Here is a 26,468-nt window from a genome sequence, read left to right as displayed (position 1 = left end):
CGGTGCAGCGGGAGCTGCCCGGTGGGATCGGTGCGTCGGGTCTGATCAGGTGGTGCGGGTGAACTTCTGGAGCTGGTGACCGGCCATGTCGTCGGGCACGCGGCCGGGCTTGATCCCGAACGAGCCGGTCACCTCCCCCACGTAGACCGCGCCGTGGGAGTCGACCGCGATGCCGTGCGGGGCGATGAAGTTGCCGGGCCCGTCGCGCATCACGGTGGAGGCGCCCCAGCGGGCCACCACCGTGCCGCGCGGGTCGAACACCGTGACCCGGCCGGGCAGGTCGACGGGGGTGGCGCCCCGGGTGAACGACGCGCCGCCGCGGGGCCGCCACAGCTCCGAGACGTAGATCAGACCCTCCCGGTCGACGGCCAGGTCCGTGGGCCGCTGGACGTCGGTCCACTGCGTCACGTAGGCGCCGTCCAGGTCGAACACCTGGATGCGGTCGTTCTCCCGGTCGCCGACGAGGATCCGCCCGTCGGCGGTGGCGCAGATGCCGTGCGGGAGGTGGAACTCCCCGGGCCCGGACCCGACCTCCCCGAAGGACCCGACGAGCTCCCCGTCGCCGGTGAACCGGTGGACCCGGCAGTTGCCGTACCCGTCGGCCACGTACAGCTCCCCGGTGGGGGCCACCGCGAGGTTGGTGCACCCGTTGAACGGCCCCGCGGCGCGGCGGACCGTCTCGTTCATGTGCACCACGGAGCCCGGGCCCGGCCGGTAGCCGGTGTCGGTGGGCGTGCCCGGCGTGCCGAGCGTCTGGATCAGCTCCCCGTCGGGGGTGAACCGGCGGATGCTGTGGTCGCCGCAGTCGACGCAGTACACGGTGCCGTCCGGACCGAGGGTGAGCCCGTGCGGGGTGGTGAAGATCCCGTCGCCCCACGCCGCCCGGAACCCGCCGCCGGGGTCGAGGACGAGCACGCCGTTGCGGTCGCGGGTGAACAGGTAGACGGTGTCGTCGGCGGCGACGTCGACGGCCGCGACGTCGCGGTGCGCGTACTCCGGAGGCACCTGCGCCCAGGTGTCGGTGACCGTGAAGCGGAGGTCGCCGGTCATCGGGCCGCTCCGTCGCCCGCGGTGCCTTCTGGGGTGGCCGGCAGCCACCCCCACGGGTGCGGACCCCACCCCGGGGCTACGAGCTCCCCCGCGCGCACGGTGGCCACGGGCACGATCCCGTGCTCGCCCCGGAAGCTCGCCTTGGTGGTGTCGACGAACGTGAAGTCGCCGCGCACCAGGTCGAGCACGGTGATGTCGGCCTCCCGGCCCACCGCGAGCGCCCCGACCTCGTCCTGCTTGCCGATCGCCGCGGCGGCCCGCCCGGTGGTCATCGCGACGACGTCCGCGAAGGAGTAGCCGACGGCCATGAACTTGGCCATGCACTCGACGAGGCTGTGGAAGCTCTGCCCACCCAGGGTGAGGTCGCTGCTGATCGTGTCCGGCTGCAGGCCGCGTTGCGCCTGCTCGCTGGCGACGGCGTAGCCGAAGTTGCCCAGCCCGAGCGCGGGGTCGAGCACCACGCCCCGGGCGCGGGCCTCGGCCAGCAGCGGGAACGTCACGTCGACGTCGTCCATCACGCCGCCCGTGTTCGGGGTGCAGAGGTGGGTGAGGATGTCGCCCGGCTCGAGCACCTCGAGCAGGTGGCGGGTGACCTCCCCCAGCCGGTCCGGGCGCGGGCGGTCGGCGGCCCGGAAGTCGCCGATGTGCACCATCAGCGGCACGCCGTGCTCCCGCGCGACCTTCTTGGACCGGTCGACCACCTCCTCGCCGACCTCGGTGATGATGTCGCCCACCAGCCGCAGCTTCACGCCCTCGACGAGGCCGGGGTTGTGCTGGACGCACGCCGCGATGGCCCGCTCGTCGATCTCGCCGAGCCGCGCGAGGTCGGCCCACCCGGGCATGGTGTGCGCGTGGCTGCCGGCGTTGACGTAGACCACCACGCGGGTGCGGGCCCGGGGCAGGATGTGCACCGGGAACACCCCGAGGTTCGCCACGCCCACCGACCCGCAGTCCACCACCGTGGTCACGCCGGACCGCACGCCGATCTCGTCGGGGTCGCAGCACCCCATCCCCACGCCTGGCGTGGTGGCGCCGTGGGCCACGTGCGTGTGGATGTCGACGAGCCCGGGCACCACGTACCGGTCGGCACCGCGGATCTCCAGCACCCGCTTCGCACCGGACGCGTCGAGATCCGGCCCGATCGCGCTGATCCGCCCCGCGGTCACAGCGATGTCCATCCGCCCGTCGAGCCCCGATCCGGGGTCGAGCACGTGCCCGTTGCGGATGAGGAGGTCGCACGATGTCGTGGGCGCTGTCACCATTCGGGGAGCTCCTGTCCTCGTCGACCCGATGCTCAGACAATCAATTCCGGAATTTCCATTCCTGAGCCTAGGGCCCGGGACGCGAGGTGGCGTCGACGAGAACTGCACCAACCGTTGAGCTCCGGGAAACGGTTGAGGATCCGTTGACGGAGCCGATCCGATCGCAGAGACTCGTCGCGTGGACGGCAGGGATGCACCGATGCAGCTGCCGCCCCTCAACGCGCTGCGCACCTTCGAGGCGGCCGGCAGGCTCGGGAGCATCCGAGCTGCGGCGGAGGAACTCGTCGTCACCCCGGGCGCGGTCAGCCGCCAGGTCCGTGTGCTGGAGGCGTGGCTCGGCGTGCCGCTGTTCCGCCACGAGGGGCGCACCATCCAGCTCACGGACGTGGGCGCGCGCTACCTCGAGGCCGCCTCCCAGCACCTGTCGGCGATCGCGAAGGCCACCAACCAGGTCACCGGCCGCTGGCGCAGCGAGGAGACCCTGCAGATCAGGTCCTACACGCTCTTCGCCAACAACTGGCTGATCCCGCGGCTGCCCCGCTTCAAGCGCAGCCAGCCGTGGATCGAGCTCGAGCTCGACACCTCGAGCAGGCCGGAGGACTTCGGCCGGTTCGACGTGGACGCCGAGATCCGGCCCAACCCGCATCAGCGCCCGGCGGACGGGTTCGACTCCGACCTGCTGTTCACCGACACCGTGGTGATCGTCTGCAACCCCGATTACCAGGCCGAGTACCGCCTGCACGAGCCGGCCGACCTGCACAGGGTGCCCGCCGACGGGTTCCTGCGCTCCGTGGCCGCGCCCCTGCTGTGGGAGCGGTGGCTGGAGGCCAGCGGCATCGACGGCGTCGACCCCAGCCGGGGCGCGCGGTTCGGCGACTCGAGCCTGACCTACCGGGCAGCCACCGCGGGGCAGGGGGTCACCCTCGCCCCGCGCACGTTCGTCGGGACGGAACTGAACGCGGGCACCCTCGTCATCCCGTTCGACGCGCGCGGTCAGCTCCTCGAGTTCTACCTGTTCCACCCGGCCGACCGGCCCCGTCGACGCGCGTTCTCCGCATTCCGCTCCTGGTTGCTCGCGGAATCGAACGCCCAAAGCGTTCCCGCCGGGGCCGGCCGGGCCGAATAGGTATCCCTATTCGTCGGCATTCGTCGTCACCGCGGGTCCACCGACACCCGCGACAGGTTCGAGTCGAACAACGGCGCGACGCTGAGGCCGTGGACGTTGTCGCGGTAGGCGTAGGACGTGGTCCGCGTGCAGATCGGCATCACCGGGGGGCCGTCGTTCAGGACGTCGGTCATGATCTGGTGCATGGGCGGCGTCCGGACCGCGAGGTCGGGGCTCGACGAGGACTGCACGAGCAGCTCCGCCAACCCGGGCAACTCGTAACCGGACGGGTTGAACAGGCCACCGGGCACGTAGAACGTCTTGACGAACTCCGAGGGGTCCGGCCGGGCCGTCTGGTAGACCGACACGGTGGCCTCGAACTCGCCGTTGCGGCGCGCGGTCACGAACTGCACGTTCTCCATCGGCCGCAGGTTCACGGTGATCCCGATCTCCGCCCACTGCGCCTGCAGCACCTCGGCCGTCCGCACGTACGACTGCATCGCGCCGGTCTGCAGCTCGAACGCGAACCCGTTGGGCAGCCCCGCCTCGGCGAGCAGCTGCCGGGCGCGCGCCGGGTCGTACTGGGCGGCGGGCAGATCGTCCAGGCCGGGCACGTACGCCCAGTCGTCGGGCCGGAACGGCTGGGCGCTCGGCACGCAGCCGTCGCCGAAGAGGTTGCGGGCGATCGCCGGGCGGTCGAGCCCGAGCATCATCGCCTGCCGCACCCGCGGGTCGGCGAACTCGGACTGCCCGATGTTGACGATGACGCCCCAGAAGTCCGCCGTGGCGGAGCTCGTGACCTGCAGGCCCGCGGTGCGCGCCTCGTCCACCTGCTCCGCGGTGAGGAACGCCGCGTCCATCTGCCCGGAGCGCAACGCCCGCAGCCGGGCGGTCTCGTCGATGAGCACGGTGACGTCCACGCCGGGCAGGGTCACCGCGGCCCGGTTCCAGTAGCCGTCCCACGCCGTGAACTCCAGCTCGGTGCCCACGAACCGGTCGAGGGTGTAGGCGCCGGTGCCGGCCGGGTTCGTCGACAGGTCCTCGCGCGACAGCGCGGCCGGGCTGATCATCATCCCCGCCTCGCCGGCGAGCACGCCGAGCATCGGTGCGGGTGAGTCCGACATGCGCAGGCGCACGTGCGTCGGGTCGACGACCTCGACGGCCTCCAGGCTCGTGAGCTGGTTGGAGAAGTTGGCCGAGTGGGTGGTGGAGTAGTCGAGGTTGGCCTTGACGGCCGCGGCGTCGAACGGCGCGCCGTCCTGGAAGGTGACGCCGGTCCGCAGCGTGAGCTCCAGGCCGTCCGGGGTGAACGTCCAGCTCTCGGCCAGCCCCGGCTGGTAGCTGCCGTCCTCGGTGCGCGTGACGAGCGCGTCGTAGAGCAGCCCGACCCACAGCGCCTCGTACGGCGCGGACTTGCGGGGGTCCAGGGAGGCGGGCACGGCGGCCGCGCCGATGCTCAGCCTGCCCTCCGCGGCGCTGCTGGAGGCCCTGGTCCCCCCGCCGCCGCCGCACGCGGCGACGGTGACGGCGAGCAGCAACGTGAGCAGCGCACCGCAGAGGCGCGCGAGGGGTGTTCTCATGTGGTGCTCCTGGGGGTCGCTGAGGTGGACACCGGCGTGCCGGCCTCCGCGTGCAGCAGACACGCGACGCGGTGGGCCGGCCCGATCTCGGCGAGCGCCGGGTCGATCGTCGAGCACGAGGGCATGGCCTCGCGGCAGCGCGTGCGGAAGCGGCAGCCCGACGGCGGGTCCGCCGGGTTGGGGACGTCGCCGTGGAGCACGATGCGCCTGCGGGCGCGCTGGGCCGACGGGTCCGGCACCGGCACGGCCGACAGCAGCGCCCGCGTGTAGGGGTGGAGGGGGTTGCCCACCACCTCCTCGGTGGGGCCCTCCTCGACGATGCGTCCGAGGTACATCACCGCGACGCGGTGGGCGAGGTGCTGCACCGTGGCGAAGTCGTGCGACACCAGCAGGATCGACTGGCCGGTGTCGCGCTGGAGCCCGAGCAGCAGGTTGAGGATCTCCGAGCGGGTGGACAGGTCGAGCGCCGACGTGGGTTCGTCGGCCACGAGCAGCCACGGTTCGAGCGCGAGCGCGCGGGCGATGCAGACCCGCTGCCGCTGGCCCCCGGACAGCTGCTCGGGGAAGCGGCCGGCGAGACCGGGGTCCAGCCCGACGCCCGCGAGCAGGTCCGCGGCGGCCGCAGCCATCCCGGACCGCCCGATCCGGCCGTGCACGAGGAGCGGCTCGGCCACCGCGTGGCCCACGGACTTGGTGGGGTCGAGCGAGCCGAACGGGTCCTGGAACACCACCTGCAGGCGCGTCCGCAACGCCGCCAGCGCGCGGCCGCGCAGGTGGGTGGCGTCCACCCCGTCGAGCACGACGGAACCGGTGTCGGGCCGCTCGAGCAGCGACACGAGCCGCCCGAGGGTGCTCTTGCCGGACCCGGACTCGCCGACGACGCCGACCGTGGTGCCCGCCGTGACCTCGAGGTCGACGCCGTCCACGGCCCGGACCCGCGAGGCCGGGCGCCCGAGCAGGTCGCGCGAGAGCGGGAACGACTTGGTGAGGCCCGTGGCCACCAGCGAACCGGTGCCGGGCCCCGCGGCGGCCCGCGTGCGGGCGCCCTTCTCCTCCACGCCGGTCACCGGGCACCCACCCCGGCCGCGAGGACGAGATCGCCGTCGGCCACCCGGGCGCACCGGCTGTACCGGCCGTCCGCGACGGCCGCCTCGTGCTGCGGAGCGCGGCAGCGGTCGTGGCCGCCGTGGTCGCAGCGCGGCTCGAACCGGCACCCGGTCGGGAAGCTGCCCGCGGGTGGCACGCGCCCCGGGATGACCGGCAGCACCGTGCGCGGCCGGCCGGACTGCGGGATCGCGTCGAGCAGCGCACGGGTGTACGGGTGGGCGGGGGCGCCGAAGATGTCCTCCACGCCCGCCCGCTCCACCACGGCTCCCGCGTACATCGCCACCACCCGGTCGCAGAAGTCGGCGACGACGCCGAGGTCGTGGGTCACCAGCAGCACCGCGATCCCCTGTTCGGTCCGCAGGTCGCGCAGCAGCTCGAGGATCTCGGCCTGGATCGTGACGTCCAGCGCGGTGGTCGGCTCGTCGGCCAGCACCAGCTCGGGGTCGCACGCGATCGCCGAGGCGATCATCACGCGCTGCTGCATCCCGCCGCTCAGCTCGTGGGGGTAGGAGGCCAGCCGCTTGTCGGCGTTGGGGATGCCCACGCGGTCCAGCAGTTCCCGCGCCCGCCGCAGCGCCACCGGGCGGCGCTCCTTGAGGTGCAACCTGCGCGCCTCCGCGATCTGGTCGCCGACCCGCATGGTGGGGTCCAGGCTGCTCATGGGGTCCTGGAAGATCGCCCCGATCGACCGGCCGCGGATCGCCCGCAGCTCCCGGGCGCTGCAGGTCAGCAGGTCGCGACCGCCCAGCGCGATGCGCCCCGCAGCCACCCGGAAGCCGGCGGGGAGCAGGCCGAGCACGGCCATCGCCGTCATCGTCTTCCCGCACCCGGACTCGCCGATCAGCGCCACGGACTCGCCGCGCGAGACCGTGAACGACACGTCCTGCACCAGGCCGGGCTGGGAGACCGCGCCGTCGAAGTCGATCGTCAGCCCCTCCACCTCGAGCAGGGGATCCGTACCGTTCCTCATCGCGCCGTTCCTCATCGCGCCGTTCCTCATCGCGCCGTTCCTCATCGCTGCCACCTCGCCGCCATGACGTCGCGGATCGTGTCGCCGATCACGTTGAACGCGAGGACCGTGAGCACGACGGCGATGCCGGGCGGCAGCACCGACAGCGGGGCCTCGAACTGGTTGTCGTACGCGGTGCGCAGCATGGAGCCCCAGCTCGACTCGGGCGGCTGCACGCCGAGCCCGAGGAAGCTCAGGCCCGCCTCCGCGAGCAGCGCGACGCCCATGAGGATCGTCGCCTGCACGAGCAGCGGGGCGGCGACGTTGGGCAGGATGTGCACCCACAGGATCCGGTGGGTCGAGCAGCCGATCGCGCGGGCCGAGTCGACGTAGGGCTCCTGCGCCACGGCCATGGCCGCGCCGCGCACCACCCGGAACACGCTGGGCATGAACACGATGCCCAGCGCGACCATCACGTTGACCAGGCCCGGCCCCACCACGGCGACGATCGCGAGCGCGAACGCCAGCCCCGGCAGGCTCAGCAGCGCGTCGGTGATGCGGCTGAGCACCGCGTCGACGTACCCGCGGCGCAGCCCGGCCCACAGCCCGCTCGGCACGCCGAGCACGAGCGCGACACCCACCGAGATCAGCGGCGCGAGCAGCGCGATCCGGATCGCGTACAGCAGCCTGCTCGCGACGTCGCGGCCCAGGTCATCGGTGCCGAGCAGGTGCTCGGCGGAGTACGGGGCGAACGCGGCGGCCAGGTCCTGGGCGGTGGGGTCCTGCGGCGCCACCCACGGCGCCAGCACGGCGAGCACCACCAGCACCAGGACGAACACGATCGCCACCAGGCTGGAGGGCCTGCGGATCATGCCGCGGAGCAGCTTGCGCCGCGGCGATCGTTCGGACGGGGCGGGCCGCCGGTCGACGACCGGCTCGGCGGTGGCCTCGGCGGTCATGCGGTACGCACCTTCGGGTTCAGCCATCCGTACATGGCGTCGACGGTCAGGTTGGCGACGACGACGATCGCCGCGGCGAACAGGACGTAGCCCTGCAGGATCGGGAAGTCGCGCTGGAGGATCGAGTTGATCGTCAGCGTGCCCAGCCCCTGGACCCCGGCCACGAGCTCGATCACGATCGAGCCGCCCAGGAGGCGGCCCGCCTGCAGCCCGAGCACCGTCACCACCGGGATCGCGGCGTTGCGCAGGACGTGCTTGCGGATCAGCCAGAACGGGCCGCACCCGCGCGCCCGCGCGGTGCGGATGTAGGGCCGGGACAGCACGTCGGTGACGCAGCCGCGGGCGTGGCGGGCGAGCTCGGCCCCGGTGGCGAGGCCGAGCGCGGTGGCGGGGAGGATCGCGTGCTCGAACCACGTGCCGACCCCGTCGGAGAGCGGCGCGTAGCCGGTGGCCGGCAACCACGGGTTGGCCAGCGCGAACACCAGCACGAGCAGCATCCCCACCCAGAACCCCGGCATCGCGATGCCGACGGTGGCGAGCATCGACACGACGCGGTCGATCCACGTGCCCTGCCGCAGGCCCGCGATCACCCCGGCCGGCACCCCGATGCCCACCGCGATGATCAGCGCGAGCAATGTGATCGACAGCGTGGCCGGGGCGGCGCGCAGCACGGCGTCGACGACCGGTTCACCGGTGAAGAGCGACACCCCGAGGTCACCCTGCAGGACGCGGCCGAGCCAGGTGCCGTACTGCACCAGCAGCGGCTGGTCGAGCCCCAGCTGGGCACGGATCTCCTCCACCCGCTCCGGGGTGGCCGCGTCGCCCGCGAAGACCTGGGCCGGGTCGCCCGGCACCAGGTGGATCAGGGCGAAGGTCAGCACCGAGACGAGCCACAGCACGACCAGCCCGCCGAGGAGCCGGGGGACGATGGACGCGACCTTCATGAGCGGCGCCGGAACGGGAAACGGATTCGACGCGGTTCGTGCGGATTCATCGTCACGCCACTCCAGTGTGTCGACAACGTTGTGCGAAACAGCGGCCGGGCCGAGTATATGGTTCAGCGAGACCCGAAAAGTGCGATGCAAACGGCCACAACCGTTGACCGCACCTCAACGGTGCGAATCTTGATCACGACCGGTCGACCGAGATCCCCCCCAGCTCGGGGTCGAACAGCGGCGAGATCGAGACGCCCTGCACGCCCTCCCGGAACGCCCACACCGACACCCGCGCGCAGATGGGGAAGACCGGCGGGCCCGCCTCCAGCACGTCGCCCACGATCCGGTGCAGCGCCTCCTGCCGCACCGCGACGTCCGAGCTCGCCGAGGCCGCGGCCAGCTGCTCGGCCGTGCCGGGCACCTCGAAGTCGCCGGGGTTGAAGATCCCGTCGGGGAGGTAGAAGTTCTTCACGAACTGGCTCTGGTCCGGCCGAGAGGTGATGAACACCGACATCGTCGCCTCGAATTCGCCGTTGCGGCGCGCGGTCACGAACTGCACGTTCTCCATCGGCTTCAGCACGACGTCGATCCCGATCGCGGCCCACTGGGCCTGGAGGACCTGCGTGAGCTGCTGCGCGGTGGTGGAGGTGTTGGACTGCAGCTCGAAGGAGAAGCCGTCGGGCACCCCCGCCTCGGCCAGCAGCTGCTTGGCGCGCGCCGGGTCGAACTGCGCCGCCGGGCTCGCGTCGAGCTCGGGGCGGTTGGCCCAGTCACCCGGCGAGAACGGCTGGGCGCTGGGCGTGCACCCACCGGCGAAGACGTTGTCCGCGATCGCGCGCCGGTCGATCGCCAGCATCATGGCCCGGCGCACGTCCGGGTTGCCCAGCTGCGGGTGCCCGGTGTTGACGATCACGCCCCAGAAGTCGGCGGTGTCGGCGCTCACCGTCTGCAGGCGGCCGCTCTCGGCCTCCGGGATCTGCTGGGGCTGGATGCCTGCCACGTCGATCTGGCCGGAACGCAGGGCGCGCATCCGCGCGCTCTCGTCGAGGAAGACGGTGATGTCGATGCCGCCGATCCGGATCGCATCCTTGTTCCAGTAGCCGTCCCACGCCGACAGGCGGATGGTGCCGCCGTTGAAGGAGTCCAGCGTGAACGGGCCTGCACCCGGGGGCGTCTTCGCCTTGTCGGTGCTCCCGAGCGCGGCCGGGCTGATCATCATGCCCGCCTCGCCCGCGAGTACGCCCAGGATCGGCGAGAACGGCTCGGAGAAGCGCAGGCGGACGTGGGTGTCGTCGACGACCTCGACCTCGCTGATCGGCCCGACCTGGCCCGCGAGGGTGGTGGCCGGGTCCTTCGCGGCGTCGAGGTTGGCCTTGACCGCCGCCGCGTCGAAGGGGGCGCCGTCCTGGAAGGTCACGCCGGTGCGCAGCGTGAGGTCGAGGGAGAGGAGGTCCTCGGAGAGGGCCCACTCCGTGGCGAGGCCGGGCTGGTACGCCCCGGCGGTGTCGCGCTTGATGAGGCTGTCGTAGAGCAGGCCGGCGAGCTGGGCGTCGTACGGGCTCACCTGGCGCGGATCCAGCGATGCGGGGATCGCGGCGGCTCCGAACGCCAGCCGGGGCCGGCCGGAGTCGCCGGCCTGCGATCCGCCGCACGCGGCGACCACGACGGCCATGAGGATCGTGAGGACGACGGCGAGACAACGGCGCACGCGGTCGTTCATGGTGGGACCTCCGGTCAGGTCTTTCGGGTCAGGTGGGCGTGCCGCTGGAACACCCGCAACGACCGCCGCGACATCCTGCGCCTGCGGACCGCCACGGGCGCGGTCACCACCCGGCCGGTAGGCCCGCGGTCTGCACGGCCCAGCGGCGCTCCAGCTCCGTGACCGCGCCGTCGAGGCCTGCTGCCGCGAGCACCGCGGCGGCGTCGGCACCGGGCTGGCGCACCGGGTCGCCGATGCGGGGCGGGGTGTCCGACATCGCGATCGCGACGCCGGGCATCGTCACCTCGCCCACCTCCTCGGAGACCTGGGTGATGCTCAGCCGCCTGCCGCGCACGAGGGCGTCGACCATCAGCGCGTCGAGGTCGACGACCTCGTGCGCGCCCACCCCGGCCGCGTGCAGGAGCCCGACCCACTCCCTCGCGGGCCGCCGGGCGAACGCCGCCTCCAGCTCCTTCTCGAGCTCGCCTGCGGTCAGGCCGGCCGTGCCCGCGAGCCCGTCGACCCCGGCCAGCCGGTCTCGATCCTCTTCGGTGGCACCGAGGAAGAACCACCCGTCGCCCGCCCGGTAGAACCGCATCAGCGGACCCTCCCCCAGCGCGGCGGGCCCGGCGGGCTCGGTGCCGTAGACGGCGCCGGCGTGGCCGATCAGGTAGGCCCCCTGGTGGTAGGTGGCGGTCTGCGCGAGCGACGTGCGCAGCTGCAGCCCCTCGCCGGTGACCGTGCGGTGGTAGACCCCGAGCGCGGCCGCGAAGGCCGTGACCACCCCGGTGCCGTAGTCGAGCAGGTTGTAGGGCCCGAGCACCGCGGGCTTGCCGCCCGGTCCGCCCGCGCGGGCCATGATCCCGCTGACGGCCTGGCCCTGCGTCTCGTAGCCGCGGCCGCGGGTCCACGGGCCCAGCCCGCCGTAGCAGCTCACGGAGACGTGCACGATGTCGGGCTTGCGCGCGCGGACGCTCTCGTACCCGATGCCGTAGCGCTCGGCGGTGCCGGGCGGGAAGTTCTGGACGATGACGTCGGCCTCGTCGACGAGCTTCCAGAAGACGGCCTGACCGGCCGGGTTCTCGACGTCGAGCAGGATCGTGCGCTTGCCGCGGTTGACCACGCCGTGCGCGGCGATCCGGCGCTGGGGAGCGTTGATCTTGACGACCTCGGCGCCGAGCTCGCCCAGGATCCGGCCCGACGTCGGGCCCGCGAGGATCTGGGTGAGGTCGAGCACCCGCAGGCCGCTCATCGGCAGGTCCCGCGGTGCCGCCTCGCCCGCCTGCGCCGCCGTGGGGGCGTCCGCCTCGAGCTCGCCCAGCACCTCGGCGCGGTCGGCGTCCGGGAGGCTGCGCGGCCGCAGCGGGTGGTCCAGGCCGTTCTCGTCCTGGTCGGCGCCGACGTGCACCGGCACACCCGGCATCCAGGTGGGGCCGAGCCGGGGGTCGTCGAGCTGGGTGATCATCCCGGACGCGCGTGCGTGCGGGGTGGCGAGCCACTCCTCGGCGGTGCGGATCCGCGCGAGCGGCACCCCGGCCGCGTGGCCGAGCTCCTCCCACTCGGCCGCGGTGCGACTGGCGAACAGCTCGGTGAGCCGCGGGCGCAGCACCTCGTCGCCCGCCTCGGCGAGCGGCGCCCACTCCGGCCGCCCGGCCTCCTGGAGGAACCAGATCAGGAACCGGGTGCTCGCGCCGATCGGGTTGAACTGCACGTAGCGGCCGTCGGCGCAGGCGTAGGTGCCGCTGCCGTTCTGGGCGAGCGGGAGCGGCGCGGACGGCCCGCGTTCGGTGACGTACGCGCCCGCGGCGCCGATCGCCTCGAACATCGCGTCGAACAGCGGCACCGAGACCCGCTGGCCCCGCCCCGAGCGGTGCCGCTCGGTGAGCGCGCCGACGACCCCGACCGCGCCGAGGAACGCGGCGAAGTCCGACGCCACCGGCACGCTGCTGTAGGTCGGGAGGGAGTCGTCCCAGCCCTCGGGTGCCTCGCCCACTCGCACCCGGCAGTTGCCGGTGGCCGCGTCGACCACGCCCTCCCAGGCGCGCACGCCCGCCCGCGGGTCCTCCGGGGCGAACCCGGGCAGCGAGAGGTACACCAGCTGCGGCGCGATCTCCCGCAGCTGCTCCCAGCCCAGCCCGAACCGGTCCATGACCCCGGGCCGGAAGTTCTCGATCAGCACGTCGGCCCGGGCCGCGAGGCGGCGCGCGACGTCCCGGTCAGCCGGGTCGGTGAGGTCGAGCGTGATGCGCCGCTTGCCGCGGTTGTAGAAGGCATCGGCCGGCTCGTCGGCCCCCGGCGCTCCCGGGCGGTCGACGTGGACGACGTCGGCCCCCTGGTCGGCGAGCATCACCGCGACCAGCGGCCCCGCCACGTGGTGGCCGAAGTCGACGACCCGTATCCCCTCGAGCGGTCGCGCCGGTTTTCCTGGGTCATCGGTTCGCACGTTCCGCGACAATTGCAGCCTCCGTCGTCGTCGACCGGGCGGGGAATGAGGAGTACGAATGCGCCGAGAATCGGTTCCGTGCTGGCGGTCCGCCGGCGATTCCCCCGAATCGTACGGCTCGGGGGACCCCCGGGAAGGCGACGAGAACGGTGCCAACCGTTGACCTGACGGCAACAGTGCCGCGGCCGGTTCACTTGAGGGCTATGGCATTGGGCGGCGAGCCCACCCCTCCCACGAGGTTCAGCGGCTTGACCGTGACCATGAACTCGTACACCCCGTCGGCGGCGCAGTCCGCGGCGAGTTCATCCAGCTTCCACAGCTCGCCGATGATCATGCCGAGGAGGCCGATCAGGGGGCGGTGCAGCATGCCGTTGTGCGACGGCCCGCGCGCCGGCAACGGCTCGTCCGGGTCGACCCAGCCCGAGTCCGGGTTCACCGGGAACGACTCCAGGCCGCCGTTGTCCGACGCCATCAGCGCCACCTGGTGGTCCCACAGCCAGGCCAGCATCTCCTCGGACTGGTCGAGCCCGGTACCCCCGGTGCGCGCCGCGCGCTCCTCGGGCGTGCCGGCGATCCACGCCTCGGCGAACCCGGTGTTCAGGAGCACGACGTCGCCGGACTCGATCGTCACGCCGCAGTGCTCGGCGATGGCGTCGAGGTCTGCCGGCGTGATCCGGGTGAGCGTGCCGAAGTCGAGCGGGCAGCCGTCGGCCTCGTAGTAGCGCACGGCGTCCAGCAGCACGCCGCGCCCGGCGATGCCCTTCTCGGCCAGCAGCTGGATGCCCAGGTCGGCCGTGCCGACCTCGATCGCGTCGTCGGGCACCCCGCCGTAGAAGCCGTGCCGCGGGTGGCGGATGTGGCGCAGCCCGTCCACCTGGGATGTGGACTGCAGGTAGAACGAGTCCAGCCAGTCGTCGCGGTGGTGGGGGTTGTTGGAGAAGATGTGGTGCTCGGTGGGCGGGCGGGTGCGGGACACGCTCGGCACGAACGTGTTGAGCGGGTAGTCGAGGTTGAACGTCGCTCCGCGGCGCACCAGCCCGGCGGCGGCCGCGGTGCGCTCCGCGGTGATGAAGTTGAGCGTGCCGAGCTGGTCGCCCGGGCCGAACACGTTCCACGACGCCCCCGGCGGGGCGTCGGAGCGCCGGGTCAGCTCCTCGTAGGTGGGCACGGTGGTGGACCGGGTGCCGGACGTCATCGTCGGCTCCTCCGCTCTCGGGTGTCGGCTGGTCAGGAACGGGTCCGGACGGGTGGCGGCTCGGCGGCGACGGCCGGCCGCGGGGCGGGCTGCGCGGACCGGGCGGGCTCCGGGCCGGTGCCCGCCGTGCGCAGGTCGATGCCCCGGGTCTCGGGCCCGAGCGCGGTGGCCACGAGGATGAGCAGCGCGCCGATGGCCGCCAGGATCCCGGCGGTCCACTCGAACGGCACGAATGCACTCAACCAGATCATGTAGTAGGAGAAGAAGGACGGGATGATCACCGCGGTGCTGTAGGCCACGCCCCACCCGGTGGACCGCACGGTGGTCGCGAAGCGCTCGTTGATGTAGGCCGGGAGCACGCCCAGCGGGGCCACGGTGAGCAGGTGCGCGGCCACCGCGAGCAGCGTGAGGTTGAGCCAGCCGCGCACGGCGCCGGACCCGATCAGCGAGATCACCACCGGGTAGAACACGAGCGAGAGCGACGTGGCGATGTACAGGGCGCGCTTGCGCCCGATGTGGTCCGACAGCCACCCGAAGAAGACGTAGGACACCATCGCGACCGAGACGACGAGCTGGGTGTTGGCCAGGTCGGTGGCCTCGAAGCCCTCGTTGCCGAGCAGGAACTGGTTGAGCACGCTGCCGGTGAGGTTCACGACGAAGAAGACGCCGGTCATGATCGCGTAGGCCTGCACGAACGCGCGCCCGGACCGCCCCTTGAGGACCTCCCGCAGTGGCGACCCCTTCCGGGCGCCCGCCTCGGCGACGGCCTCCTTCTGGATCGCCGACTCCTCCACCTTGCGCCGCAGGAACCACGCCACCAGGAAGGACAGCACGAAGCCGAGGACGAACGGCAGGCGCCAGCCCCACTGCACGTAGGGGGAGTCGAGCCCGCCGCTGGGCGCGACGAGCAGCGTGAGCGCCATCGCGACCGCCACGATCAGCGGTCCACCGCTCGCCGAGCACTGGATCAGCGCCCCGATCAGGCCGCGCCGGTTCGGCGGGGCGTACTCCAGCGCCATCGGCGTGGCCGCGGTGTACTCACCGCCCAGGAAGATCCCCTCGACGAAGCGGAGCACGAGCAGCAGCGACATCGCGGGCACGGCGCCGATCAGCTCGGCACCCGGCAGGCAGGCGATGAGCAGCGAGATCCCGCCGAAACCGAAGATCGTGATGGAGCCGATCCGCCTGCGCCCCAGCCGGTCGGCGAAGTGCCCGAAGATCACGCCCCCGAGCGGGCGCCCGAGCAGCGTGGCGGCGAGCGTCAGCCCGGCGAAGATCGTCTTCGCCTCGTCGGACATGTCGCCCTGGAAGTAGATCAGCGCGGGGAGCAGCACCGTCGACACGATGTAGATCGAGTACGAGTCGACGGCGAAGCCCGCCCAGGCGCTCAGGACCGCCCGCCGCCGCTGCGTGCGGTACTCGGCGTCCGGCACGCCGGGGCTCTCGGACATGACAGGTCTCCTTCGACGCCGGACTTCGGCGCTGGTCTTCGACGCGGATTTCGTGGCGGAGGGTGCCGCGATCAGGAGGGTCACGGCTGTTCGGTTTACGAACAGACAGTTCGCGATGCAGAATTGCACCCGGGATTCCGTCGCGCAAGGGGAAGTCCGCTTCACGCACGCCGGATCGATCCAGCGCCACCTGCGCGACCTTGACGGGCTCGAACCCGGCGGCTACGTTCCCGCTCGCCTGTTGCGCATCTCGCGATGGCCATCCCGCATCACGCGACATCCTGCCCCGACCTCCCCCGCCGGTCGCCGTCGGGCGCGCGTGTGCCACCGAGGACTCGACGAAGAGGAGAGGCACATGAGGAGCACGCACCTGCTGGCCGCGGCGATCGCCGGCACGGTCCTGGCGACCGCGGCCTGCGGGTCGGCCCCGGCCGCCGACCCGGCAGCACCCGCCGGCCCGGACACGAAGATCACCTGGCAGACGACCGGTGGCGACGCCACCGAGCAGGAGAAGCAGGCGTTCCAGGAGCCCTTCACCGCCAGGACCGGCGCGAACTTCGAGAACGTCACCTCGCTGAACTACATCAGCCAGCTGATCACGATGGTGGAGGCGCGCCAGACCATCTGGGACGTGGTGCACACCGGCTCCTACCTGGTGAAGCAGTACTGCGGCACGCTGTTCGAACCCATCGACCTCAGCCGCGTGCCCGCCGCCGAGCAGGTGCCCGAGGGCACCACCACCGAGTGCTCCGTGCCCGCCACCAAGTACGCCGCGGGCTTCGCCTACGACGCGTCGGTCTACCAGGGCGACGTGCCGACGAGCATCGGCGATTTCTTCGACACGGCGCGGTTCCCCGGCAAGCGGGTGGTGTTCGCCGGCTCCCCGAAGGGGATCATCGAGGCCGCGCTCGTGGCCGACGGCGTGGCGCCCGACCAGCTCTACCCGCTCGACGTCGACCGGGCGCTCGCGAAGCTCGGCACGATCAAGTCGGACATCATCTTCGCGCCGTCGTTCACCGCTCTGCAGCAGAACCTCGTGAACAAGCAGGCCACGATGACGGTCACCTTGAGCGGCCGGCTCGGCATCATCCGCGACAGCGGCAGCGACCTGCAGCCGGTGTGGGACTTCACCAGCTGGGACTTCGACGCGTTCGTGGTGCCGAAGGGCTCTCCGAACGCGGCCGCCGCGAAGGAGGCCGTGGAGTTCGGGCTCGAACCCGAGCAGCTCGTGCGCTACGCCGAGCTCAGCGGGCTGACCCCGGTGCGCGGCGACATCGACCCGAACGGAGTGCGGTTCAGCGAGTCCGGGAAGCTGTTCAACCCGTTCCTCGACGGCGACCGCGGCGACGTGGTGCTCCAGGACCCCGAGTACTGGGCGGAGCACTACGCCGAGGTGGCCGAGAAGTGGACGGCGTGGCAGGTCGGCTGACCCGCCACCACCGGAGAAGTCCACGAGCGGCTACTGGGCCACGTACCCGCCGTCGACGCTGAGGATCGCTCCCGTGATCCCGTCGGCGTCGGGCGAGGCGAGGAAGGCGATGGCCCGGGCGACGTCCAGCGGCGTGGAGATCCGGCCGAGCGGGTGGCGCGAGACGACGGCGGCCGCCGTGGCCGCCGGGTCGGGGTCGACGGCCCGCGACTCCGCGATGAAGTCGGTGTCGACCGCGCCCGGCGCCACGGCGTTCACCCGGATCCCCCGCGGGGCCAGTTCGATCGCGAGCTGGCGGGTGAGCTGCACGAGCGCGCCCTTCGTCATCGCGTACACCGACTGGTTCGGCATCCCCACCAGACCGGAGATCGAGGTGACGGAGATGATCGCCCCCTTCGTCCTGGCCAGCGGCTCCACGGCCGCCCGGCTGTGGACGAAGGCCCCGCGCACGTTCGTGGAGAACAGCCGGTCGAAGTCCTCGTCGGCCACCTCCCCGATCGGCTTGCGCAGGAACCGGGCGGCGTTGTTGACCAGCAGGTCGAGCCGGCCGAACTCGCGCTCGGCCACCGCCACGGTGCGCTCGGCCGCCGCGCTGTCGGCGACGTCGGCCACGACCGGCACCACCGCACCGTCCGCCGCGAGCTTCTCGACCCCAGGTGAGATGTCCGCCGCGACCACCGCGTACCCCCGGTCGGCGAGCAGCCCGACCAGCGCACTCCCGACCCCACCGGCCGCCCCGGTCACCAGCGCGACCCGCTCCCGTTCAGCACCCACCCGGTCCTCCTCGTCCGTTCACGTGATGGTGTGCCGCGCACCATACCCACGTGGCCTGACTGTCTGACAAACCCTGCTTGACGAGCATTGACGGCGACGCCCGGCTCGGCTAGCGTCCGATCCGGTCGCGCAATGCGCGATCCCCATCCCGGGATGCGCAACGCCTCGGCGGCGCTCTCACTCCCCCTGCATCTCTCGAAGCGGAGACGATGACCACCACAGCCGTACTCGAGGTCGGCCGTCCGGCCCGGCCACGCGCGGCCGAGCGCGACACCAGCTCGCGCACCGCGACGCTCCTGCTGCTGCTCCCCGCGATCGTCGCGTCGCTGCTGCTGTTCGTCTTCCCGCTCGTCCGGATCGTCTTCGTGAGCCTCACCGAGCCGACGATCGGGATCGGCAACTACGTCGAGCTGTTCACCGACGGCTACACGCTGCGTGTGCTCGTGCGCACCGTGGGCGTGGCGCTCGCCGTGGCCGTGCTGGACCTGCTCATGGCGTTCCCGTTCGCCTACGCGATGACGGTGTGCGGGCCGCGCGTGCGGGCGGTGCTGTTCACGATCGTGCTCATCCCGTTCTGGACGAGCGCCCTGGCCAAGAACTTCGCCTGGATGATCCTCTTCCAGCGCGGCGGGCTCGTCGACCGGTTCGTGCAGGCCACGCTGGGGATCGACAGCCCGCTGCTGGGCACCACGCCCGCGGTGCTCATCGCGATGGCCCAGGTGCTGCTGCCGTTCGCGGTGCTCCCGCTCTACGCGCGGCTCGACCAGATCGACCGCAGGCTGCTCGACGCCGCGCAGGGCCTGGGCGCCAGCCGGGCGCGGGCGTTCCGGCAGGTCTACCTGCCGCTGTCCACACCGGGCCTGGTCGCGGCGGGCACCCTCACCTTCGTCCTCTCGCTGGGCTTCTACGTCACCCCGGCCCTGCTCGGTTCCCCGCAGCAGACACTCATCGCCCAGCTGATCATGTCGCGGGTCGAGCAGGTGCTCGACTTCGCGGGCGCCGACGCCGTCGGGATCTTCCTGCTCGTGGTCACGGTCCTGATGCTGCTGCTCGGCCGCGCGATCTCCGCCCGCACCACCGGCCGCGAGGAGCGCGCCCGATGAGACGACCGCTGCTGTACCTCGTGGTGTGGACCGTCGCCGCCTTCCTCACGGTCCCCACGCTGTTCCTGATCCCGATGAGCCTCTCGGGCGGCTCCACCTTCCAGTTCCCGCCCCCGAGCTGGTCGCTGCAGTGGTACCGCAACCTCGTCGAGGCCACTGAGTGGCGCTCGGCCGTGCTGGTGTCGCTGCAGGTCGCGGCGTGCTCCACCCCGCTCGCGGTGATCATCGGCACGTGCGCGGCGTTCGGGCTCATGCGGCTCTCCGAGCGGTGGCGCGTCGCGGGCGCCGCAGCCCTGTCCGCCCCGCTCGTGATCCCGAACATCCTCATCGCGCTGGCGATCTACGGCACGTTCCTGCGCCTCGGGCTCAGCGGCACGCTGCTCGGGCTCGTGCTCGGGCAGACCGCGCTCGCGATCCCCTTCGTGCTCATCGCCGTGCTCGCCCGCCTGCAGGGCTACGAGCGGTCCTTCACCACCGCGGCGCTGAGCCTGGGCGCCACCCCGGCGGCCGCCTTCCGCACGGTCACGTTCCCGCTGATCCTCCCGGGGATCGTCGCCGGCGCGGTGTTCGCGTTCGTCGCCTCCTTCGACGAGCTGGTGATCGCACTGCTCCTGCAGGGCGCGGGCAACGTCACGCTGCCCGTCCAGATGTTCAACGCCGTCGTCGAAGCGGCCGACCCGACGATCTCGGCCGCGTCGACGGTCCTCGTGGTCGTGGTCAGCACGGTCATCCTGCTGGTCCAGCTCGGCTGGACGCGCAGGTCGGAACGGAGAAGTGGTAACGGCGCATGAGCACACGAGCGGGACGACTCGACATCCGGGACCTGGTGAAGCGCTACGGCGGCGACGGCGCCGCGGCGGCCGTCGCCGGGATCGACCTCACCATCGAACCCGGGGAGTTCCTCACGCTGCTCGGGCCCAGCGGCTCGGGCAAGACCACCACCCTGAACATGGTCGCCGGGTTCGTGCAGCCCACCTCCGGCACGATCCACATGGGCGGCACCGACCTCACCGAGCTGCCGCCGCACCGGCGCAACTTCGGGATGGTCTTCCAGAACTACGCCCTCTTCCCGCACATGACGGTCTTCGACAACGTCGCCTACCCGCTGCGGCAGCGCCGGACCGCCAAGGACGAGATCCGCGGGCTCGTGCTCGACATCCTCGACCGCTTCGGCCTGGCCGGCATGGAACGCCGCCGCCCCGCCCAGCTGTCCGGCGGTCAGCAGCAGCGCGTGGCGCTGGCCCGGGCGCTCGTGTTCTCCCCGTCGGTGCTGCTCCTCGACGAGCCGCTCGGCGCGCTCGACCGCAAGCTGCGCCAGTCGCTGCAGGCCGAGCTGAAGAAGCTGCACCAGGAACTCGGCCTCACCTTCGTGTTCGTCACGCACGACCAGGAGGAGGCGATGTTCCTGTCCGACCGGATCGCGGTCTTCGACGCGGGCCGCATCGACCGGGTCGGCGGGCCCGCCGAGCTCTACGACGACCCCGGCACCCTGTTCGTGGCGAACTTCCTCGGCGAGGCGAACACGTTCGCGGGCAGCTGGATCGACGCCCACACCTACGCCTGGAACGACGAGAAGTGGCGCACCACCACCGGCGAACGGCCCGCCGAGGCCGTGCTCGTCGTCCGGCCCGAGCGCGTGCGCGTCTTCGACCCCGGCGAGGTGCCCTCCGGCTGGAACTCCGTGGGCGCCGTCGTCACCGACGTGTCCCGGCTCGGCCCGTCGTCCCGGGTCGACCTGGCACTGCCCGACGGCAGGACGGGCGCGTCCGTCCTGCCGTCCACCGACGTGGTGCGGGTGCGCGCCGGCGACGACGTCCGCGCGGCGTGGGAGGTCTCCTCGCAGGCCTTCGTGGTGGAACGAGCCGTGTGATACCCGGATCAACGAGGAGAACGGTCATGCGCAAGGCGTTCCTGTTCGTCCCCGTCGTCGCGCTCGCGCTCGCCGCCTGCGCCGCGGCACCGCCCGCCGAGCCGCCCCCGGCCCCGGCGGCTCCCGCGGCCCCGCTCGCCGTGGTGGGGCACAGCTCGGTGCTGGAGTTCGGGCCGGTGCTGCTCGCCTCCACCACGGTGCCGCCGGGCACCGTGGTCACCGCGAGCGGCGGCGTGCCGAACCTGTGGAACGCCACCGACTCCCAGCTCTCCGGCGGGGTCAGCGGGCGTGCGGCGAGCGGCTCCGCCCCTGTCACCTCCGGGATCGCCGACCTCGCGGGCAACGCGGGCACCCAGACGCTGCGCATGTCGCTGGAACACCCCGACGTCCGGGTCGTCATGACCGTCACCGAGGGGCTGTACCGGATCGTCGCTCGCAAGTCCGCCGGGATCGGGTCGGTCGCCGACCTGGCGGGCAAGCGGGTCGCGACGTTCGCGAACACCTCGGCCGCTGTCTTCCTCAACGACGTGCTGACCTCGGCCGGCCTGAGCGACGCCGACGTCACGATCAGCTCGCTCACCGCGCCCGCCGGCGCCGACGCCCTGATCAACGGCGAGGTCGACGCGATCTCCATCTGGGAGCCGGACGCCGAACGGGCCGCCCAGGCGCTGGGCGAGGACGCCGTGAGCTTCCGGCCGGACGACAGCTACCGGGAGATCTACAGCCTCAACGCCAAGGAGGGCGACCTCGCCGACCCCGCGAAGCGGGCCCGGATCGTCGAGTTCCTGCGCGCGGTCACCGACGGCTGCCGCGCCGCGGAGGAGGACCCCGCCCGGATGCAGGAGCTGCTCGCGGAGCGCACCGGCCAGGACCGCACGCTCATCGCCGACTCGTGGCACCACCACCGCTTCCCCTGCGCCCTGCCCGACGACCTGCTCGACGTCCTCGTGGCGGAGGAGCAGTGGCTCGCCGACAAGGACGGCCGCACGCCCCGCGGCCGCGACGAGCTGGCCGGGCTGATCGACCCCAGCGTCCTCGAGGAGGTGCGCGCGCAGTAGCCGTCCCCGTTCCCCGTTCCGACCCTGACAGCACCACCGGAAGGACGCACGTGATGACCCGGTCGCAGGAGGCCCTGCTCGACCCCGACCTCGACGCCGACCGGCTGCAGCCGGACCCGGAGGTGGACGAGCTGCTCGTCGGCGCCGTCGACCTGCACGTCCACCCCGGCCCGAGCCCGTTCCCCCGCCGGATCGGCATCCTCGACGCCGCGCGCGACGCCGCGGGCGCCGGGTTCGCGGCCATGGTGGTGAAGTCCCACCACCTGAGCATGCAGACCGACGTGCTCGCCCTACAGGACGCGGGGCTGGCGGAGCTGCCGATCGAGGTCTACAGCGGCATCGCCATGAACCGCACGGTGGGCGGGCTCAACCCGTACGCCGCCGAGCTCGTACTGGCGCTCGGCGGCCGGGTCGTCTGGTTCCCGACGATCTCCTCCCGCGCGCACATCCAGTTCCACCACGATCACCACGACAGCAAGTTCCCCACGAGCGCGCTGCCGCTGCGCGCGCACGAGCCGCTCCCGGTACTGGCCGAGGACGACACGCTCCTGCCCGAGGCGCGCGACGTGCTCGACGTCATCGCCTCCCAGGAGGCCGTGCTCAACTGCGGGCACCTGTTCGCCGACGAGATCGACGTGCTGGTGCCCGCGGCGCGCGCGGCCGGCGTCGAGCGGATCGTCATCAGCCACCCCACGTTCATCGTCGGCGCCTCCGCGCAGCGGTGCGGCGAGTGGGCCCGGCAGGGCGCGATGATCGAGCACTGCCTCGCGCTGGCCGTCAACCGGCCGCAGTCACCGCTCACCCACGAGGCGTTGCAGCCCTACCTGGACGCCTGCGGCGTCGGCCACACGATCTTCTCCTCCGACCTCGGGCAGGCGGGCAACATCCTGCCGGTCACCGGGTACCGGCGGATGGTGCGGCGGCTGCTCGACCACGGCGTCGCCGCCGACGACATCAAGGCGATGGTCGGCGGCAACGCGCGGGGGCTGCTCACCCGAGGCAGCTGAGCCGTTCCCGGATCGACGCCACGCTGACCTCCGGGTCCTCCGTGCCCTCCGACCCCAGCCGGGCGAGGATCTCCAGTGCCTCCTCCCAGTGCCGGCGCGCCTCGTCGGCCTGCCCGAGCGCCGCGTGGGCGTGGGCGAGGCCGTCGTGCGCGCGGGCCTGCTCGGCCGCCTGGCCGAGCCGGCCCGCGAGGTCCAGCGCACGCTCGTGGCCGGCGAGCGCCTCGCGGTGCCTCCCGCCGGCGTGGTGCAGGCGCGCGATCCCGTACAGCGCCTCGAACCGGTAGCTGTCGCTGCCGATCTCCGTGGCGATCCGCAAAGCCTCCCGGAACCGCGCCGCCGCCTCCTCGCCGAGCCCGCAGCTGCGGTGCAGCGAGCCGAGCGCGACCAGGGCGTCCAGCTCCCCGAGCGGGCTGCCGGACGCACGCGCCACCTCCAGCGCCCGCTCGGCGTAGGCCACGGCCTCCGCCGGCCGGTCGGCGAGCCGGTAGGAGTGCACCAACCCGTTCAGGGCGAGCACCTCCCCCGGCGAGTGCCCCAGGTCGCGGGCGATCTCACCGGCGCGTTCGAAGAGAGCGACGGCCTCCCACCCCTGGGCCATGCGCACCCAACCCAGGCCGAGCAGCCCCTCCAGTTCCCGGCCCCGGTGACCACCGGCGGCCGCGATGCTCTGCAGCTGCGTGAAGTGCGCGTTCGCCTCGGCGTAACGGCTCTGCATCAGGTGCACCTGGCCGAGCCCGACCAGCGCGTTGAGCTCGGCGTGCCGGTCGCAGGCCGAACGTGCGAGCCCCTGCGCCTCGGTGAAGAGCCCGAGCGCGTTCTCCCGCTCGCCGCGCAGCCGCCGGATGTGCCCCAGGTCGTTCAGTGCGTCGAGCTCTCCCACCGGGTCACCGGCCGCACGCGCCGCCACGAGCGCCCGCGCGTGCAGATCCTCCGCCTCGCGGAACCGCCCCCGCCTGCGCAGGTGGGGGTGCAGGGCGACGGACAGCTGCGCCAGCCGCTCGGGCAGGCCCACCCGCTCGGCGAGCGCGGCCACCGCGAAGAGGGTGGGTAGCTCGGCGTCCAACCACGCCGCCGCCGTGCCCGGAGCCGCGGACGCCCGGCCGTCTGCGTCCGGCTCGGACCGGAAACGGTTCTCCCGTTCGTACCGGTACGCGGCGTCGATCGCGGAGCGCGCCGCCCGGCAGTAGTGGTCCACCAGCCTGCCGAGCGCCGCCCGGCGCTCGGCCTCCGGTTCCTCCTCGTCCGCCGCCCGGGCGGCGTGCACCCGGGTGAGGTCGTGGAACCGGTAGCGCCCCGGGGCCGGCTCCTGCAGCAGGTGCACGTCGAGCAGGTGGTCCACCACCCGGCGGGTGTGCGCCTCGGGCCCGCCGACCAGCGCGGCCGCCGCCCCCAGATCTGTCTCGACCCCCGGATGCAGGGCCAGCAGCCGGTAGGCACGGCGCTGCGGCTCGTCCAGCTGCACGTAGGACAGCTCCAGCGCCGCACCCACGCTCCGGTCGCCGACCTCGAGCTCGGTGAGGTACCGCGCGTCGCGCAGCCGGTCGACCAGGTGCGCCGCCGTCCACGACGGCCGGGAACGCAGGCGAGCCCCGGCGAGCCGGATGGCCAGCGGGAGCCGCCCGCACATCTCGACGGCCTCCGCCACGAGGTCCGGCGACCCGTTCCGTCCGCAGCTGCGGACGAACAGCGCGACGGCGTCGTCGGCCGGCAGCAGGTCCAGCGAGTGCGCGCGCGTGACGTCCAGGCCGGTGAGCCGCGACCGGCTCGTGATCACCACGAGGCAGCCGGGCGACGCCGGCAGCAGCGGCACGACCTGGGCCTCGCTCGCGGCGTTGTCGAGCAGCAGGAGCACCCGCCGGTCGGCGAGGAGGCTCCGGAAGAGCGCGGCCCGGTCCTGCACGTCGTCCGGCACGTGCGGCCCCGCCACCCCGAGCGAACGCAGCAGCCGGTGCAGCGCATCGCCCGGCTCGACGGGCGGCACCCCGCGCGCGTACCCCTGCAGGTCGAGGAACAGCTGGCCGTCGGGGTGGTCGCGCGCCCACCGGTGCGCGGCGTGCACGGCGAACGCCGTCTTCCCCACCCCCGCCATCCCGTCAATGGCGATGATCACCGGGCCGGGCTCGGCCCGCGCCTCATCGAGCACCGCGAGATCGGCGCCCCGGCCCACGAACTGCGGCGGCGCGAGTGGGAGCTGCCGCGGCGCGTACCCCTCCGCGGCTGCCGGCGCCGCCTGCTCCTCACCGGCCACCGCGCCCGCCAGGAGCGCCTGCTCCGCCTCCCCCGCACCGAGCGCCGTGATCAGCCGCCGCAGCGACCCGCTCTGCGGCCGCCCCTCCAGGCCGCCGCGCTCCAGCCTGCGGATCGTGCGCACGCTCAACCCGGACCGCTCGGCCAGCTGCTCCTGCGTGAGCAGCGCCCGCTCCCGCAGCGTGCGCAGCACGTCACCGAACCCGTCTGCCCCGGACCCCGTGGCCACCGCGCTCCCCTCTCGCCGCCGCGCACAGACCATCCCGTTCGACGCAGGCGCGAGCATCGGCCCGCAGGCGGCAACGAGAGTACTCCGCGGGGCGTACGGAAATGACCTTCGCGTAGCGGCCGCCGCCCCGCACCCGAACGAGCACCCCCACCCCTCACCAGGGTGATCGTCGCCGCACCGACCCAGGGGCAGGATGAGCGCGTGACCGGCAACGAGGACACCTCCCCCGCCGACCCGTTCCCGGTGGGCACCGCGGTCACCCTCGCCTGGTACTCGCCCGGGGAGCCCCACCGCCCCCTCGGCACTGTCGTCGAACCCACCCCCGACGACACCGCCCGCCCCGACGGCACCGGCGACCAGCCCCGCGTCCTCGTCCACTGGCACACCGGCGGCTGGCGCCGGTGGGAACTCGTCGCCGAACTGCGCCGGGACGAGCCATAGCCCCATGATCACCGGACGGGAGCGAAACCCGACTTCTGGCGTCGGGAAACGCGCCGGTCCACCGATCAAGCACCGACATGGGGCGGGCACACGGTCATCCACCCGCACGAGATCGACCTGACGGTCCTCCCCACAAGATCGAATAGCAGTGGTGTCGACGTCGAGCGTGTGGACAACCCACCCCCGGCCCCTGTACCACCGGAGAGTCGCCCTGCAGCCGACGGGACGTGCTCGTCCATGAGCCCGGGAGAGCAGGCCGAGCATCTCGCCAGGCGCCCACCGGATCGGTGGATCTTCCGACCCGGCTCGCACGGCACCGCAGCGCGCGTAGCGCCGGCCCGCCCAGACGAGGACCGGTGGTCACACCCCGGCGGGGGCGAGTCCGACAGGAGTGCATCTCCGACAGGCCAACGCGAGTCGCGGTCGAGGATCGCGCCAGCCCACCCAGGCCGCGTTCCGCAGTGAGGATGTAGGTGAGCCCCGCAGCGGTCGTTCTGACCCAGCGTTCCGCTGACCGTGGTGTCCTTGTTCCGATCCGTCGGACGTGCCGCTGCGGGGCTCGCCTGTGCACTCAC

General features: G+C 72.8%; 21 protein-coding genes. 8 read left to right on the top strand and 13 right to left on the bottom strand.

The genetic code is table 11. The annotated features are described in order from the left end of the window. Positions 1–45: 45 nt before the first annotated feature. Together ACFPL3_RS22680 and ACFPL3_RS22675 are read right to left on the bottom strand one after the other, a co-directional pair. Positions 46–1,050: a peptidyl-alpha-hydroxyglycine alpha-amidating lyase family protein gene (locus tag ACFPL3_RS22680; protein ID WP_343940038.1), complete on the bottom strand. Its 1,005-nt coding sequence runs from the start codon at positions 1,048–1,050 to the stop codon at positions 46–48. Continuing rightward, complete coding sequence (locus ACFPL3_RS22675; protein WP_343940036.1) at positions 1,047–2,312, bottom strand: amidohydrolase family protein; 1,266 nt, start codon at positions 2,310–2,312, stop codon at positions 1,047–1,049. The genes ACFPL3_RS22680 and ACFPL3_RS22675 overlap by 4 nt, the downstream gene beginning before the upstream one ends. A gap of 199 nt (positions 2,313–2,511) precedes the next feature. On the opposite strand from ACFPL3_RS22675, the gene ACFPL3_RS22670 reads away from it, so the two are divergent. Continuing rightward, positions 2,512–3,438 carry a LysR substrate-binding domain-containing protein gene (locus ACFPL3_RS22670; protein ID WP_343940034.1) on the top strand — a complete coding sequence of 309 codons (927 nt, stop codon included), beginning with the start codon at positions 2,512–2,514 and terminating at the stop codon, positions 3,436–3,438. A gap of 26 nt (positions 3,439–3,464) precedes the next feature. Here ACFPL3_RS22670 and ACFPL3_RS22665 read toward each other — a convergent pair whose 3' ends face one another. The 9 genes from ACFPL3_RS22665 to ACFPL3_RS22625 form a co-directional block, all read right to left on the bottom strand. Continuing rightward, on the bottom strand, positions 3,465–4,997 hold the full coding sequence (locus tag ACFPL3_RS22665; protein WP_343940032.1) for an ABC transporter substrate-binding protein: 1,533 nt from the start codon (positions 4,995–4,997) through the stop codon (positions 3,465–3,467). Beyond that, on the bottom strand, positions 4,994–6,064 hold the full coding sequence (locus ACFPL3_RS22660) for an ABC transporter ATP-binding protein (protein ID WP_343940031.1): 1,071 nt from the start codon (positions 6,062–6,064) through the stop codon (positions 4,994–4,996). The genes ACFPL3_RS22665 and ACFPL3_RS22660 overlap by 4 nt, the downstream gene beginning before the upstream one ends. Then, positions 6,061–7,074 carry an ABC transporter ATP-binding protein gene (locus tag ACFPL3_RS22655; RefSeq protein WP_343940028.1) on the bottom strand — a complete coding sequence of 338 codons (1,014 nt, stop codon included), beginning with the start codon at positions 7,072–7,074 and terminating at the stop codon, positions 6,061–6,063. The genes ACFPL3_RS22660 and ACFPL3_RS22655 overlap by 4 nt, the downstream gene beginning before the upstream one ends. A 41-nt stretch (positions 7,075–7,115) precedes the next feature. Beyond that, a complete protein-coding gene (locus ACFPL3_RS22650; RefSeq protein ID WP_343940027.1) occupies positions 7,116–8,012 on the bottom strand; it encodes an ABC transporter permease in 897 nt (298 codons plus the stop codon). Further along, complete coding sequence (locus ACFPL3_RS22645; protein WP_343940025.1) at positions 8,009–8,956, bottom strand: ABC transporter permease; 948 nt, start codon at positions 8,954–8,956, stop codon at positions 8,009–8,011. Before ACFPL3_RS22645 ends, ACFPL3_RS22650 begins: the two co-directional genes overlap by 4 nt. 184 nt (positions 8,957–9,140) lie before the next feature. Continuing rightward, positions 9,141–10,667: an ABC transporter substrate-binding protein gene (locus ACFPL3_RS22640; RefSeq protein ID WP_343940023.1), complete on the bottom strand. Its 1,527-nt coding sequence runs from the start codon at positions 10,665–10,667 to the stop codon at positions 9,141–9,143. A gap of 103 nt (positions 10,668–10,770) precedes the next feature. Then, on the bottom strand, positions 10,771–13,089 hold the full coding sequence (locus tag ACFPL3_RS22635; protein WP_343940021.1) for a CoA transferase: 2,319 nt from the start codon (positions 13,087–13,089) through the stop codon (positions 10,771–10,773). A 190-nt stretch (positions 13,090–13,279) separates the two neighbouring features. Further along, the gene (locus ACFPL3_RS22630; RefSeq protein ID WP_343940019.1) at positions 13,280–14,284 is read right to left on the bottom strand and encodes a cyclase family protein; all 1,005 of its coding nucleotides are present in this window, start codon (positions 14,282–14,284) and stop codon (positions 13,280–13,282) included. A gap of 32 nt (positions 14,285–14,316) precedes the next feature. Further along, complete coding sequence (locus ACFPL3_RS22625) at positions 14,317–15,735, bottom strand: MFS transporter (protein ID WP_343940017.1); 1,419 nt, start codon at positions 15,733–15,735, stop codon at positions 14,317–14,319. A 355-nt stretch (positions 15,736–16,090) separates the two neighbouring features. Here ACFPL3_RS22625 and ACFPL3_RS22620 point away from each other — a divergent pair, with 355 nt between their 5' ends. Next, positions 16,091–17,164 carry an extracellular solute-binding protein gene (locus ACFPL3_RS22620; RefSeq protein ID WP_343940015.1) on the top strand — a complete coding sequence of 358 codons (1,074 nt, stop codon included), beginning with the start codon at positions 16,091–16,093 and terminating at the stop codon, positions 17,162–17,164. Positions 17,165–17,194: 30 nt separating this feature from the next. Here ACFPL3_RS22620 and ACFPL3_RS22615 read toward each other — a convergent pair whose 3' ends face one another. After that, positions 17,195–17,938, bottom strand: a complete 744-nt coding sequence (locus ACFPL3_RS22615) for an SDR family NAD(P)-dependent oxidoreductase (RefSeq protein ID WP_379589624.1) — start codon at positions 17,936–17,938, stop codon at positions 17,195–17,197. 209 nt (positions 17,939–18,147) lie between these two features. Here ACFPL3_RS22615 and ACFPL3_RS22610 point away from each other — a divergent pair, with 209 nt between their 5' ends. The 5 genes from ACFPL3_RS22610 to ACFPL3_RS22590 are packed head-to-tail and all read left to right on the top strand — an operon-like array spanning position 18,148 to position 22,976. Beyond that, positions 18,148–19,041: an ABC transporter permease gene (locus ACFPL3_RS22610; protein WP_343940011.1), complete on the top strand. Its 894-nt coding sequence runs from the start codon at positions 18,148–18,150 to the stop codon at positions 19,039–19,041. Next, the gene (locus ACFPL3_RS22605; protein ID WP_343940009.1) at positions 19,038–19,832 is read left to right on the top strand and encodes an ABC transporter permease; all 795 of its coding nucleotides are present in this window, start codon (positions 19,038–19,040) and stop codon (positions 19,830–19,832) included. The genes ACFPL3_RS22610 and ACFPL3_RS22605 overlap by 4 nt, the downstream gene beginning before the upstream one ends. Beyond that, on the top strand, positions 19,829–20,911 hold the full coding sequence (locus ACFPL3_RS22600; RefSeq protein ID WP_343940007.1) for an ABC transporter ATP-binding protein: 1,083 nt from the start codon (positions 19,829–19,831) through the stop codon (positions 20,909–20,911). The genes ACFPL3_RS22605 and ACFPL3_RS22600 overlap by 4 nt, the downstream gene beginning before the upstream one ends. A 26-nt stretch (positions 20,912–20,937) precedes the next feature. Then, complete coding sequence (locus ACFPL3_RS22595; RefSeq protein ID WP_343940005.1) at positions 20,938–21,969, top strand: ABC transporter substrate-binding protein; 1,032 nt, start codon at positions 20,938–20,940, stop codon at positions 21,967–21,969. A gap of 53 nt (positions 21,970–22,022) precedes the next feature. Further along, positions 22,023–22,976 carry a DUF6282 family protein gene (locus ACFPL3_RS22590; RefSeq protein WP_343940003.1) on the top strand — a complete coding sequence of 318 codons (954 nt, stop codon included), beginning with the start codon at positions 22,023–22,025 and terminating at the stop codon, positions 22,974–22,976. Here ACFPL3_RS22590 and ACFPL3_RS22585 read toward each other — a convergent pair. After that, complete coding sequence (locus ACFPL3_RS22585) at positions 22,960–25,452, bottom strand: ATP-binding protein (RefSeq protein WP_379589623.1); 2,493 nt, start codon at positions 25,450–25,452, stop codon at positions 22,960–22,962. The two genes, ACFPL3_RS22590 and ACFPL3_RS22585, sit on opposite strands and share 17 nt — an antisense overlap. Before the next feature lie 201 nt (positions 25,453–25,653). Between ACFPL3_RS22585 and ACFPL3_RS22580 the strand changes: the two genes are divergently transcribed. After that, the gene (locus ACFPL3_RS22580; RefSeq protein WP_343939999.1) at positions 25,654–25,893 is read left to right on the top strand and encodes a hypothetical protein; all 240 of its coding nucleotides are present in this window, start codon (positions 25,654–25,656) and stop codon (positions 25,891–25,893) included. Positions 25,894–26,468: the final 575 nt, after the last annotated feature.

The sequence above is a fragment of the Pseudonocardia zijingensis genome (assembly GCF_042657305.1).
GTDB classification, from domain to species: domain Bacteria; phylum Actinomycetota; class Actinomycetes; order Mycobacteriales; family Pseudonocardiaceae; genus Pseudonocardia; species Pseudonocardia zijingensis.
This window is presented reverse-complemented; position numbering and strand designations above follow the sequence as displayed.

Bases quoted from the DNA above. Each gene is read 5' to 3' on its own strand.
- ACFPL3_RS22670 (WP_343940034.1), top strand. From the start codon at position 2,512: ATGCAGCTGCCGCCCCTCAACGCGCTGCGCACCTTCGAGGCGGCCGGC.
- ACFPL3_RS22590 (WP_343940003.1), top strand. From the start codon at position 22,023: ATGACCCGGTCGCAGGAGGCCCTGCTCGACCCCGACCTCGACGCCGAC.
- ACFPL3_RS22680 (WP_343940038.1), bottom strand. From the start codon at position 1,050: ATGACCGGCGACCTCCGCTTCACGGTCACCGACACCTGGGCGCAGGTG.
- ACFPL3_RS22605 (WP_343940009.1), top strand. From the start codon at position 19,038: ATGAGACGACCGCTGCTGTACCTCGTGGTGTGGACCGTCGCCGCCTTC.
- ACFPL3_RS22625 (WP_343940017.1), bottom strand. From the start codon at position 15,735: ATGTCCGAGAGCCCCGGCGTGCCGGACGCCGAGTACCGCACGCAGCGG.
- ACFPL3_RS22675 (WP_343940036.1), bottom strand. From the start codon at position 2,312: ATGGTGACAGCGCCCACGACATCGTGCGACCTCCTCATCCGCAACGGG.
- ACFPL3_RS22600 (WP_343940007.1), top strand. From the start codon at position 19,829: ATGAGCACACGAGCGGGACGACTCGACATCCGGGACCTGGTGAAGCGC.
- ACFPL3_RS22645 (WP_343940025.1), bottom strand. From the start codon at position 8,956: ATGAAGGTCGCGTCCATCGTCCCCCGGCTCCTCGGCGGGCTGGTCGTG.
- ACFPL3_RS22650 (WP_343940027.1), bottom strand. From the start codon at position 8,012: ATGACCGCCGAGGCCACCGCCGAGCCGGTCGTCGACCGGCGGCCCGCC.
- ACFPL3_RS22665 (WP_343940032.1), bottom strand. From the start codon at position 4,997: ATGAGAACACCCCTCGCGCGCCTCTGCGGTGCGCTGCTCACGTTGCTG.
- ACFPL3_RS22595 (WP_343940005.1), top strand. From the start codon at position 20,938: ATGCGCAAGGCGTTCCTGTTCGTCCCCGTCGTCGCGCTCGCGCTCGCC.
- ACFPL3_RS22655 (WP_343940028.1), bottom strand. From the start codon at position 7,074: ATGAGGAACGGTACGGATCCCCTGCTCGAGGTGGAGGGGCTGACGATC.
- ACFPL3_RS22610 (WP_343940011.1), top strand. From the start codon at position 18,148: ATGACCACCACAGCCGTACTCGAGGTCGGCCGTCCGGCCCGGCCACGC.
- ACFPL3_RS22640 (WP_343940023.1), bottom strand. From the start codon at position 10,667: ATGAACGACCGCGTGCGCCGTTGTCTCGCCGTCGTCCTCACGATCCTC.
- ACFPL3_RS22630 (WP_343940019.1), bottom strand. From the start codon at position 14,284: ATGACGTCCGGCACCCGGTCCACCACCGTGCCCACCTACGAGGAGCTG.
- ACFPL3_RS22620 (WP_343940015.1), top strand. From the start codon at position 16,091: ATGAGGAGCACGCACCTGCTGGCCGCGGCGATCGCCGGCACGGTCCTG.